This is a genomic window from Colwellia sp. (genome assembly GCF_013214175.1).
GTDB lineage: Bacteria > Pseudomonadota > Gammaproteobacteria > Enterobacterales > Alteromonadaceae > Colwellia.
On sequence record NZ_JABSPA010000003.1, the window covers coordinates 228,614 to 241,016 of the forward strand.

The following is a 12,403-nucleotide window of genomic DNA, read 5'->3' on the forward strand; positions in this document are numbered from 1 at the left end:
GTTAAAAAAACATATTCAATAAACAGTTATAAATCGGGTTGATATTTATAGCGTTTTGTTAAATTTATCAGCCAACATAAACGGATAATGATTTAAATGAGTGATTACAAACAGACCTTGAACTTACCAGCCACTTCTTTCGCTATGAAAGGAAATATGGCTAATCGTGAACCTAATATGCTCAAAGAGTGGGCTGCTAAAGATCTTTATGGCAAGATTCGTGAAGCCAAGAAAGGTAAAAAGTCATTTGTTCTGCATGACGGCCCTCCTTATGCCAATGGTAATATTCATTTAGGCCATGCGGTTAATAAAATCTTAAAAGATATTATTGTTAAATCAAAAACATTATCTGATTTCAACTCTCCTTTCATACCTGGTTGGGATTGTCACGGTTTACCAATTGAATTAATGGTTGAGAAAAAAGTTGGCAAGCCAGGTCATAAAGTTTCTGCTAGTGTTTTTCGCGAAAAATGTCGTGAATATGCTGCTAAACAAGTCAATGGTCAACGAGAAGATTTCAAACGTTTAGGTATTTTCGCGGATTGGGACAAACCTTACTTAACCATGGACTTTGGTACTGAAGCGAATATTATCCGTTCGTTAGGTAAAATTGCTGAAAATGGTCATTTGCATCAAGGTTTTAAACCTGTGCATTGGTGTACTGATTGTGGTTCGTCTTTAGCAGAAGCTGAAGTTGAATATAAAGATAAACAATCACCTGCTATTGACGTGAAATTTGTTATCGCGGATGAAACTGTTGCTGATAAGTTTTCTCACCCAGAAGGTCATAAAGGCGAAGGTGAGATTGGCATCGTTATTTGGACCACAACACCGTGGACACTTCCGGCTAACCGCGCTATTTCAGTACATGCTGATGTTGAATACACGTTAGTGCAATGTGATGTTGAAGGTAAAAAACAACGATTCATCATTGCTTCAGACCTTGTTACCTCATGTATGGACCGCTTTGGTTTAGATAAATACCACGCATTAGGTTTCTGTAAAGGTCAGGATTTAGAATTAGTACAATGCCAGCATCCATTTTATGACTTTACCGTGCCGGTTATTTTAGGTGAACATGTAACGACTGATTCAGGTACTGGTTGTGTACATACGGCGCCTGGTCATGGTGTAGAAGATTTTGTCGTTGGTAAGTTATACGACTTAGAAGTGGCTAACCCAGTTGGCGCTAATGGCGTATACCTTGAAGATACCCCGTTACTTGCTGGACAACATGTCTTTAAAGCCAATGCAAGTGTGGTAGAAATATTAAAAGAAAGGGGCGCTTTAGTACATCATCACGCCTTAGAGCATTCTTACCCGCATTGCTGGCGCCATAAGACCCCATTGATTTTCCGTGCTACGCCACAGTGGTTTATCAGCATGGACAAAAAAGGTTTACGTCAAGATTCATTAAACGAAATAGAAAAAACACAGTGGATCCCTGATTGGGGTCAACGTCGTATCGAATCTATGGTTGAAGGTCGTCCAGATTGGTGTATTTCACGTCAACGTACGTGGGGCGTGCCTATGGCATTATTCATTCACCAAGATACCGGTGCCTTGCATCCGCGTAGTATTGAGCTTATTGAAGAAATTGCTCAGCGCGTTGAAAAAGAAGGTATCCAAGCATGGTTCGATTTAGAGGCAAGTGAACTAATCGGTGATGACGCTAACGAATACATTAAAGTACCTGATACTTTAGATGTATGGTTTGATTCAGGTACTACTCATGAATCAGTTATCAAGGCGCGTGAAGAATTTGACGGTATTGCTGACTTATATCTTGAAGGCTCTGATCAACATCGTGGTTGGTTTATGTCATCAATGATTTCTTCCGTTGCTATGAATGGTAAAGCGCCATATAAGCAAGTGCTAACTCACGGTTTTGTGGTTGACGCTAAAGGTCACAAAATGTCTAAGTCGTTAGGTAATGTTATTACGCCAAAAGAAATTACTAACAACTTAGGCGCTGATATTTTACGTTTGTGGACAGCATCAGTTAACTACACGCAAGAAATAACTGCGGGTGATGAAATATTTAAGCGTCAAGCCGATGCTTATCGTCGTATTCGTAATACATCACGTTTCCTATTATCTAACTTAACCGGTTTTGAGCCAGCTAATCACATGGTAGCGGTTGAAGATATGGTTGCGCTTGATCGCTGGGTTATCGATAAAGCAGCACGCCTACAAGAAGAAATCATTACCGCTTACGATGAGTATGAATTTCATGTAGTGGTGCATAAGTTAATGAACTTCTGTACCAACGAGCTTGGTGGCTTCTACTTAGATATTATCAAAGACAGACAATATACCGCTAAAAGTGATTCGAATGCCCGTCGTTCATGTCAAACAGCGATGTACTTAATTGCTGAAGCAATGACTGCTTGGATGGCACCAATCTTGTCATTTACTGCACAAGAAATTTGGCAAGCATTACCATTACCAGCAAGCGGTGAACGTGATGAGTTTGTCTTTACCGGCGTTTGGTTCGATGGCCTAACTAAACAAGCAGATAAGCAAACTGAGAGCAATGACTCAGTAGATGAGCTAGGTAACGAATACTGGACTGAATTACTGACTGTTCGTGGTGAAGTTAACCGCGCGTTAGAGCAAGCAAGAAAAGATAAGTCTGTTGGTAAAGCACTAGAAGCACAGGTTACCTTGTTTGCTACTGCTGACTTAGCGGCTAAGTTAGAGAAATTGGGTGATGAATTACGTTTTGTATTAATTACTTCAAAAGCGACAATCGAAACAGTAACAGCGGCACCAGAAAACGCCCTTGAAACTGAGATTGAAGGCTTATGGTTATCAGTAGCACCTGCAGAAGGTATTAAGTGTGAGCGTTGTTGGCATGTCACTACCGATATCAGCGAAAGTGAAAAGCACCCGACAATCTGTGGTCGTTGTATCACTAATATTGATGGTGCCGGTGAAACAAGACAGTTCGCTTAATTTTATCAATCTGATTGAATTAAAGTTAACAATGCTAACTTAACGAGTAAAGGTTAACTTAAATAAACGGGCTATTACCTACTTCTTGTTATCTATTAATAGGGAAGGGTAGTAGCTTATTTAGTTCTGACACGTGATTTATTTACATAAAAAATACACTTAATTGTGCAATATGAGATTAACTCCATTGAAAAAATTATTTAATGACACCGGGTTACGTTGGTTATGGCTAACCTTGTTGTGCTTGATTATTGACCAAGTCAGTAAGCAGTGGGTTGCCGGTACGTTTGACTATCGAGAAACCTTGTCTGTGTTACCCTTTTTCAACCTAACTTATGTCCATAACCCAGGGGCGGCATTCAGCTTTTTAGCAGACCAAGGCGGTTGGCAGCGCTGGTTTTTCACCGCTATTGCTGCAATTGCCAGTATTGTATTTCTTGTTTGGATGGCAAAAACACCAAAACAACAACGATTATTAAGTATTGCATTTGCTTTAATTTTAAGTGGCGCGGTTGGTAACTTAATCGATAGAGTCTTATTCGGCTATGTAATCGATTTTCTCGACTTTCATTGGGCTGGCTTTCATTTTGCCGCTTTTAATATTGCTGACTCAGTTATCTTTATTGGTGCAGCATTAATGATTTTTGAGTCCTTCACTAATAAAGAAGATAATCAAGAAGCTAACAAAGACGCTAATCTTAAGGCTAATATAGAAAGTCAGAATGAAAGTGATGACGAAGAACAGAAGAATAAAACAAATAAGGTAAAGAGTTAATAATGACCGATACAACGCAAGCACAAATTCAAAGCGACTCAAGCATTCTTGTTCATATTACCATGAAGCTAAGTGATGGCTCTGCTGCTGATAGTACCAAAGTTAATAATAAACCCGCTAAAATAATTATGGGTGATAACAGCATTTCACCAGCCTTTGAAGCAGAACTTATTGGCATGGCTAAAGGTGACTCAAGAGAGTTTACTCTGGTAGCAAAAGACGCTTTTGGTGAGAGTAATCCAGATAATATCCATTATATGGATGTTGATAAGTTTACAGCTGACGCACCGGCAAAAGTGGGTAATATTATTACTTTTTCTCAACCCGGTGGTGAGTTACCTGGCATGATTAAAGAAGTTAATGGCAGCTCTGTGACTATTGATTTTAATCACCCACTAGCAGGACAAACGGTAACGTTTGTCATTGACCTTGTAGACATCCTTTAAAGTGTCAATATCCGTTTAAATGCTTCCTACTCTTTGTTGCGAAGCACTTCACATATAAAAACTATGTATCAGTCCTCGCGCCGCGAGTAAGAAAGCATTTAATTCGGATAAATTATAAATATGAATGTTCAACAGACCTTAACGAAAAGGTTATTAAAAGGTGACTATTGTGAATTATTTGGCTCTTGATGCTTCAACAGAAGCATGTTCAGTAGCGTTGCAAGTAAACGGTAAAACATTCTCTCGATATGAGCTTTGCCCGCAGTCGCACAGTTTACATTTACTGCCGATGATAGATGCAGTACTTAATGAGGCAAATATTAAGCTAGCAGAGTTAGATGGTCTTATTTTTGGCCAAGGTCCAGGCAGTTTTACTGGAGTACGTATTGGTGTTGGCGTTGCTCAAGGGTTAGCATTTTCTGCTAATTTACCTGTTGTTGGCGTTTCTAGCTTACAGGCTATGGCGCAATTGGCTTATATCGAGCACGGTGAAAAGCAAGTCATTGCGGCAATAGATGCTCGTATGTCTGAAGTCTACAATGGTTATTATACCTTGGATGAACATGATGTTATGCAAGCACATCAAGCAGAGGCGGTAACGCCTCCTGAGAAGTTAGCTGAGCACCTTTCATCGGTAGTTACTACACCTTTCTATGCTGTTGGCACAGGTTGGGATGCGTACTCTGAAAAGTTAGCTGAGCAATTATTAGCGTTAAAAACTAATGAAGGCAGTCCAGAGATATTATTCCCGACTGCTGAAGCAATGTTAGCGATAGGTAAAGTGAAATTAGCACAAGGGCAGGGCGTATCAGCAGAAGAAGCGCAGCCAGTCTATGTTCGAGATACAGTTTCTTGGAAAAAGCTTCCGGGTAAATAACACTGGTAATGATGACAACCCACTATGGCAGTAAAATATGAGCAGTAACTCGCAAAATACTTCATCAGGCTCTTTACAAGCCTCATCACAAGCTAAGTCAGCCAGTTTTTGGCAAAAATATCAGCTATATTTCTTGCTTGTGGCTGCCATCATTATTAGGCAAATCCCGATAGTTTCTATTCCGTTGAACTGGCTGGAAACTTACTTCCATGAAATAAGTCATGGTATTGCCGCGTTACTAACTGGTGGCGAAATTATTCGCATTCAATTATTTCCTAATGGATCAGGCCTTTGTACTAGTCGAGGGGGGATTAATTTTATTATTAGCTTTTTTGGCTATGGTGGAGCAACCCTTTGGGGCTGGTTAATATTTAAGTTAGCAAATAGCCATCAACGCACAGCACAGGTTTTTTCAGGCTTAATGATAGTATTATTGCTTGCATCAATTATTTTTTGGGCTCGAGATCTGCTTACTATGGTGATCCTTGCCAGTTTAGCCGTTATGTTTGTTATGACCATAAAAATGCGTCGATTATATTATTTGCAGCTATTGTTAAAATTCTTTGGTTTGAGTATTTTATTAAACAGCTTGTTTAGCCCAACCTATTTATTTGATGGTCGTGATTTAGGTGATGGTGCGGCTTTGGCCTCAATGACTATGGTGCCTGAGTTGGTTTGGGTTTTAATATGGTGCGTGTTAGCCATGGCTGCGCTTTACTCCTTAATTAAAACCAATCAAAAGTCTTATGCTTAAATCAAGGGCCTAACCCTTATGGCTAACTTGTATGGCAGGTATGATGAAAATTGAAACGCTGAGTTTTCAACTTGAGGACTTAACATTAGCAGCACTCGCTTGTGGCAATAAAGAGCAGCAACCAGTGCTATGCTTACATGGTTACTTGGATAATGCCGCAAGCTTTTTACCTTTTATGCAACAAGTAATGCAGCAAACAGTGCAACAAGGTGATTTACTCGTGGGTCGACGTATTATTGCCTTAGATTGGCCTGGACATGGTCATTCAGACCATCGTAGTGTTGGTGCTCATTACCATTTCTTTGATTATGTTAGTGATTTAGTGGCTTTGTTTAACCTTAATAATTGGCCAGCCATTGATATTGTTGCCCACTCAATGGGCGCTATGATTGCAAGTGCATTTGCAGCGGCTTTTCCAGAAAAGGTAAAGTCACTGACCTTGATTGACTCATTTGGCTTTATTTGTGCACCAATAGATCAAACAACTAGCCAGTTACGAAAAGGCGTGTTGAGCCGAGTAAAGCCAGTTAAGTCTAACCGGGCTTTTTCCGAAGAAACGGCTATTAAAGCACGCATGCATGTTTCTGACTTAAAAAGAGAACATGCAAAATTGATTGTACAAAGATCATTGCTAGAGGTTAAACCTCAGCAAAGTAATCGTATAGCGGGAGACAATGCTAGTACTTTATATCGTTGGCGCTCAGATCCACGTTTACGGACAATTTCACCTTACCGATTAAGCCTAGCGCAAGGGCAACAGCTTTTTAGCGATATTAAATGCCCGCTGCAATTAATTTATGGTGATAAAGGCATGGACATGGTTGCCACAGGGGTAGAGCAGTTTTCTGCCAGTGTGGATAACCTGACAACTATCCGCTTGTCAGGTGGTCACCATGTCCATATGGAGCAAACGAAAGAATTATCACCTTTACTTAGTGATTTTTTCAGCAAAATTAAAACAAGCGTTTAAATTTGTGGCGTATCGAGCAAAAATTTGCTAAAACAGTGGTATTAAAATAAGAGTTGCTGTAAATAAAATAATTGTTATCAAAATAACAACGTAATAACCTATTGAGGAAAGCCATTGTGGAAAAAATTTGGTTAGAAAAAAGTTACCCTAGTGAAGTGCCATTCGAAATAGATGCCGATAAGTACCCATCCATTGTCGCCATGTTCACTAAATACTCTACTCAATATAGTGATAAAACTGCATTTATTAATATGGGCGCTTCAATATCCTATGAAGAGCTTTTAGTGCAAGCAACGGCTTTTGCTGCTTATTTACAACAAGACTTAGGCTTAGAAAAAGGCGATAAATTCGCCATCATGGTTCCTAACTGTTTACAGTATCCTATCGCATTATTTGGCGCTTTGTTAGCGGGCCTTACGGTTGTTAACGTAAACCCTTTGTATACCGCCCGTGAGCTTCAGCATCAATTAAAAGACTCTGATACTAAAGCTATGTTAATTATCGAGAACTTTGCTCAGACTCTTGAGAAAGTGATTGATAAAACGCCAGTAAAAAATGTCATTTTGACATCACTGGGTGATCGCTTAGGCTTAGTTAAAGGCACTGTAGTAAATTGTGTAGTTAAGTATGTTAAAAAGATGGTACCTGCGTTTAACCTACCCGGTGCCGTGCGCTTTAATAAAGCTTTAGCACAAGGTATGAAGCTTAAATTGGCACCTGTAGCATTGTGCGGTGATGATCTTGCCTTCTTGCAATATACCGGTGGTACTACAGGTCTTTCTAAAGGTGCAATGTTAACGCATCGTAATATGGTGGCAAACTTACAGCAAGCTAAAGCAGCTATCAGCCCATTACTGGAAGAGGGTAATGAGTTAGTCGTAACTGCTTTACCGCTTTATCATATCTTTGCCCTAACGGCGAATTGCTTAACTTTCTTTACTTTAGGTGGCACCAACTTACTAATCACCAACCCTAGAGATATGCCTAACTTTGTTAAAGAGTTATCAAAATATCCATTCACTGCGATAACTGGCGTTAACACTCTATTTAATGGTTTGTTGAATACCCCTGGTTTTGGTGACATAAACTTCAGTACCCTGAAAATGTCACTAGGTGGCGGCATGGCCGTGCAACGACCAGTAGCTGAACGTTGGCAACAAGTAACAGGTTCTAGGTTGTTAGAAGGGTATGGATTAACCGAATGTGCACCTATGGTTTCTATAAGTCCTTACAATCAAGCTGCTTATGATGGCACTATTGGTATTCCTGCACCTTCAACCGATGTTAAAATTATGCGTGAAGATGGCAGTGAAGCTGACATTGGTGAGTCTGGAGAAATGTGGGTTAAAGGTCCTCAGGTGATGTTAGGTTATTACAAATGCGTGGAAGCTACAGCCGAAGTATTAAAAGATGGCTGGTTTGCCACGGGCGATATTGCCATGATGGATGATAGAGGTTTTTTTACTATAGTCGACCGTAAAAAAGACATGATTATCGTTTCTGGCTTTAATGTCTACCCGAATGAAATTGAAGAAGTATTGGCCATGCATGATGGTGTACTCGAGTCTGCAGCAATTGGTGTGCCGCATGAAGTTTCCGGTGAGATTGTGAAAATATTTGTAGTCAGTAAGTCCGATGATTTAACGGAAGAATCGCTGATTAAGCATTGTCGTGAAAACCTTACTAACTATAAAGTACCTAAACTGGTTGAATTTCGTAAAGAGCTACCAAAAACCAATGTCGGTAAAATCTTAAGAAGAGAGCTTCGCTAATACAATACAGCAGTACAATGTATTGATTAAGCAAACAGCTAATCAAAATGACTCATAAAAAAGGCAAGCTATCATAGCTTGCCTTTTTTATTGGTAATGTCCCGTCCTAAATATGGTTTATCTTAGTCGCTTCACCTTCTTGGGCTTTTAAAGTCTGGCCATTTACTTCAACACTGTCATCAGACATCAAATAAACATATAAAGGCATAATATCTTCTGGGCTAGCAATAGCTGTTTTATCTTCAGCAGGGAATGAACACGAGCGCATGTTGGTATCGGTAGCGCCAGGGTTTATTGCATTAGTACGTAAACTGCTAGTGTCATATTCATCAGCAATAACTTGCATCATGCCTTCAGTAGCAAATTTTGACATGCTGTATGGTCCCCAGTAAGCGCGCCCTTGATTGCCAACACTTGATGAGGTAAAAATCAAAGAGGATTTTGGTGCTAACAATAATGTTGGTATTAATGCTTGGGCTAATAGATATTGCGCGGTGACATTCACTTTCATTACATCATTAAATACTTGCTCATGAATTTGAGTAAATGGGGTAAGCTCACCTAAAATCGAGGCATTAAGTAATGCACCATCTAGTCGACCAAATTGGCTGACAATTGTTGAACACATATCAATATAGTTTTGCTTCGTGGCGCCCTTTAAATCTAGAGGGATAATAGCGGGTTCAGCTTGGCCAAGGGCTACAATTTCATCATAAACAGCTTCAAGCTTACTAACCGTTTTACCAAGAAGAATTACTGTCGCGCCAAGTTTGGCATAAGTTAATGCAGCAGTGCGGCCAATACCAGCACCAGCACCGGTAACTAGAATGATTTTGTTGTTTAAACAAGCATCTTTTATTGAATAATTAAACATCTTAGGATCTTTTCGCTGTGTGTAAGAAAAATACCTGTCTATTCTACTCGTTGACATTTTCATTGACGAGAAAAAAGTTTATTAACATGAAAAACAACACAAACTAAGACAAAATAATACAAAAAAGTAAAAAACTACTAGCACCTTGTGACATCTTGGGGTAACTTTAACTGGTCTAACTAGTTATTCAAACGGTAGTTTGAACTTTAAAAGTAAAATAACTTTAACAAATATACATAATAAAAATTAAGGCATTGGGGAATATAACATGAAAAAGCTAGCTCTCAGTCTTGCTATTATTAGCGCACTTGGTTTAAGTGCCTGTGATAGCGAAACAATCGAAGATGTACAAAAAGAAGTGGCAGGAAATGGCTCAGCGGTAATGCCGTTAGCACGTATTGTTTTTGACCCTTCTAATGGCGTTTTATCAGTCCCTAATGATTTATTATTCTCGGGTTCTCCTGATGGTACCTTACATATGCCTATTAAAAGGGATAAAGAAGGCAATATAATTTCAGGTGAAAAGGATGAAGAGGGAAATGAGATTGAATCGCCTAATTATGCTGAACCATCTACTGCAATGGGAGCTATAGATGGTTGGTCAACGACTAATCCATTTGTACTTGCTATTGATTTCCCTGCGGGCACATCACTTGATGGCAGCTCTGTGGTAAATCCGGCCTCAGTAAAAATATTTGAAACCTTAATGGGTGGTGATCCTGGTTGTGAAGAAGTGCCTCGTGGTGCAGCTTGTACGGTTGTTGGTGAATTAACCTTTGGTGTTGACTTTGCAGCTCAAGCATCAGGCAATAGTATTGCAATTATTCCCTTAAAACCTCTGAAAGCAAAAACAACTTATATTCTAGCTTTAACCAATAACTTAAAAGACAGTAATGGTACAGCTGTTGCAGCTTCATTAACTTATGAAGCTGTTCGTCAAGATATTACTAATCACCCATTAGTGACTGATGATCAAAAGAGTTTGCAAGGTGTGATAAATAGTTATGAAAATGCGATTGTTGATGCCGGCGCTGATAAAGATAGCCTGATTTATACTTTTGCCATGACTACGCAATCAACTACTGATGTACTTGCTACCACAAAAGCATTGATGGCTAATAATGTACCTGCCATGGTTGAGAATGCCATGAACGGTATTCCAACAATTGGTATTCAAGATACCGGCATGTCTGTTGCTAATATTTTAGCTCCTTATCCTGACGGGCATCCTGATTTTGACAAAAACAAAATCCCACAATCACTAGTACCGTTATACTCTACAGCTAACTTTATGCAAGGTAGTATTACATTACCCTATTATCTAGGTGTACCGACCGCTGAAAATGGTATGGCTCCTGTGAATGATTGGTGGAAGTCGTTATGTGATTCGGGTGCTATATTGGCTGGTGTGGCAGCAAAAATTGCTGCAGGAGAGCTTCCAGCTGGAACTATTCCAGCTGAACCAGTGAGTGTTGATGATGGCACTTGTATGGCGATTTCGGCGGCAAAAGGTTTACCTGCTCCAGGTCTTAGATCCCTCGGTTTTGATACGAAGCGCCATTTAACCAAATTTAGTCCTGTGCCTAAAGTTAATGCTAATATGCCTGTTGTTGTGCAAATGACTACGCCGGATGTAAATGTAGCGAATGCTGTTCGTCCAAATTTAGGTTTATCTGCTGATTTAGTTGAACCAGATAATGGCTGGCCTGTTGTTATATTGCAACACGGTATAACATCGAAAAAAGAAGATATGTTAGCCATCACAGGTATTCTTTCAGCGTATGGCTTTGCCACAGTCGCAATTAATCATCCGTTACATGGAGATCCTGATGCCCTTGGTGGTTTATTTCCAGGTGGTAGCCGTGGTTTTGATATAACTGGCCCTGATGATGTTCCTGATGGAGTTGATGATATTAATGCTTCAACAGTTTCAGCGACTCATTATATGAACCTAGCGAGCCTGCTAACTACACGTGATAATTTACGTCAGTCAGCATCAGACTTAGTTGGTTTACGCTTAGGTTTGAACTTCTTAGGGGGCCTTCATACAGAAGGTAATCAAATAAAAGTTGATGGCGCCAATGTACACTTCTTAGGGCATTCATTAGGTGCTATTACAGGCATCAACTTTGTTGCTTTAACAAATACAGCGCTTGATCCGCAAGTAGACCCATTATTTGCAGTGAATACTAATACTTTAGCAATGCCGGGTGTGATGATTGCTAACCTATTGATGGAGTCAGGCTCTTTTGGTAACTTGATAAAAGCTAACTTAACCTACAGTGCCTCGCCTGAGTTTAAAGCAATGCTCGATGCAATATATCCGCTAGATGACAATGGTAAGTCTACTGCAACTGAAAAAGAGATCGTTGTAGCGTATTTAGCTTTTTATGCAGCATTAACTGCTGAACAACAAGCTGGTTTAAATGCTACTTTCACTCAATTTGTCTTTGCCGCGCAAACGGTAACTGATGCTGGAGACCCTGCAAACTATGCTGGTATCATTCAAGCGAATGGAACACCGACCCATTTAATTGAAGTGGTTGGTAATGGTGTCGATGCTAATGGTGGTGAATGTAAAGATATCTTAGTAACGGATAACTGCTCAGACCAAGTTATACCAAATACGGTAACTACTACACCATTTGGTGGCACTGAAGGTGCAATTGCTTTACTTGGTTTGCCAAGTGTCAGCACGACCACCGATGGCTCTGGTGCGGTACGCTTTCTTTATGGTCATCATAGCTCTATCTTAAGCCCGGCACCTAACAGTGTAGCTCCTGATGCAGAAAAAACTGCAGCTGCAACTCAAGAAATGCAAGGTCAAGTTGTCGGCTTCTTTTTCTCTATGGGGCAAAAGATTACAGTAACTAATCCTGTCGTAGTTAAATAATTTTTCTCATAAATCTTTAGCTAAAAAGTCCTCTTTTGAGGGCTTTTTTTTGCCTAGTGTTTATGCCGTTTTATCAATTGTTTG

General features: G+C 39.8%; 9 protein-coding genes. 8 read left to right on the forward strand and 1 reads right to left on the reverse strand.

Going from position 1 to position 12,403, the window contains the following annotated elements:
- The first annotated feature begins 96 nt into the window (after positions 1-96).
- The 7 genes from ileS to fadD all read left to right on the forward strand — a co-directional run bounded on the left by ileS (position 97) and on the right by fadD (position 8,552).
- The gene (gene ileS / locus HRT55_RS09510; RefSeq protein WP_291620783.1) at positions 97-2,958 is read left to right on the forward strand and encodes an isoleucine--tRNA ligase; all 2,862 of its coding nucleotides are present in this window, start codon (positions 97-99) and stop codon (positions 2,956-2,958) included.
- 187 nt (positions 2,959-3,145) lie between these two features.
- Entirely contained in the window at positions 3,146-3,733 is a 588-nt protein-coding gene (gene lspA, locus HRT55_RS09515; protein WP_367241208.1) for a signal peptidase II, read from the forward strand.
- Between the two features lie 2 nt (positions 3,734-3,735).
- The gene (fkpB, locus tag HRT55_RS09520) at positions 3,736-4,179 is read left to right on the forward strand and encodes an FKBP-type peptidyl-prolyl cis-trans isomerase (RefSeq protein WP_291620786.1); all 444 of its coding nucleotides are present in this window, start codon (positions 3,736-3,738) and stop codon (positions 4,177-4,179) included.
- 169 nt (positions 4,180-4,348) lie between these two features.
- Positions 4,349-5,056: a tRNA (adenosine(37)-N6)-threonylcarbamoyltransferase complex dimerization subunit type 1 TsaB gene (gene tsaB, locus HRT55_RS09525; protein ID WP_291620788.1), complete on the forward strand. Its 708-nt coding sequence runs from the start codon at positions 4,349-4,351 to the stop codon at positions 5,054-5,056.
- Positions 5,057-5,093: 37 nt separating this feature from the next.
- Positions 5,094-5,810 carry a M50 family metallopeptidase gene (locus tag HRT55_RS09530; protein WP_291620790.1) on the forward strand — a complete coding sequence of 239 codons (717 nt, stop codon included), beginning with the start codon at positions 5,094-5,096 and terminating at the stop codon, positions 5,808-5,810.
- 40 nt (positions 5,811-5,850) lie between these two features.
- On the forward strand, positions 5,851-6,780 hold the full coding sequence (locus HRT55_RS09535; RefSeq protein ID WP_291620791.1) for an alpha/beta hydrolase: 930 nt from the start codon (positions 5,851-5,853) through the stop codon (positions 6,778-6,780).
- A gap of 116 nt (positions 6,781-6,896) precedes the next feature.
- Positions 6,897-8,552, forward strand: a complete 1,656-nt coding sequence (gene fadD / locus HRT55_RS09540) for a long-chain-fatty-acid--CoA ligase FadD (protein WP_291620792.1) — start codon at positions 6,897-6,899, stop codon at positions 8,550-8,552.
- A 106-nt stretch (positions 8,553-8,658) separates the two neighbouring features.
- Here fadD and HRT55_RS09545 read toward each other — a convergent pair whose 3' ends face one another.
- Positions 8,659-9,426 (reverse strand): YciK family oxidoreductase, encoded by a 768-nt coding sequence (locus HRT55_RS09545; RefSeq protein WP_291620794.1) that lies wholly within the window; start codon positions 9,424-9,426, stop codon positions 8,659-8,661.
- 268 nt (positions 9,427-9,694) lie between these two features.
- On the opposite strand from HRT55_RS09545, the gene HRT55_RS09550 reads away from it, so the two are divergent.
- Positions 9,695-12,319 carry a VolA/Pla-1 family phospholipase gene (locus HRT55_RS09550; RefSeq protein ID WP_291620795.1) on the forward strand — a complete coding sequence of 875 codons (2,625 nt, stop codon included), beginning with the start codon at positions 9,695-9,697 and terminating at the stop codon, positions 12,317-12,319.
- Positions 12,320-12,403 lie beyond the last annotated feature (84 nt).

Bases quoted from the DNA above. Each gene is read 5' to 3' on its own strand.
- ileS (WP_291620783.1), top strand. From the start codon at position 97: ATGAGTGATTACAAACAGACCTTGAACTTACCAGCCACTTCTTTCGCT.
- fkpB (WP_291620786.1), top strand. From the start codon at position 3,736: ATGACCGATACAACGCAAGCACAAATTCAAAGCGACTCAAGCATTCTT.
- HRT55_RS09530 (WP_291620790.1), top strand. From the start codon at position 5,094: ATGAGCAGTAACTCGCAAAATACTTCATCAGGCTCTTTACAAGCCTCA.
- HRT55_RS09535 (WP_291620791.1), top strand. From the start codon at position 5,851: ATGATGAAAATTGAAACGCTGAGTTTTCAACTTGAGGACTTAACATTA.
- HRT55_RS09545 (WP_291620794.1), bottom strand. From the start codon at position 9,426: ATGTTTAATTATTCAATAAAAGATGCTTGTTTAAACAACAAAATCATT.
- HRT55_RS09550 (WP_291620795.1), top strand. From the start codon at position 9,695: ATGAAAAAGCTAGCTCTCAGTCTTGCTATTATTAGCGCACTTGGTTTA.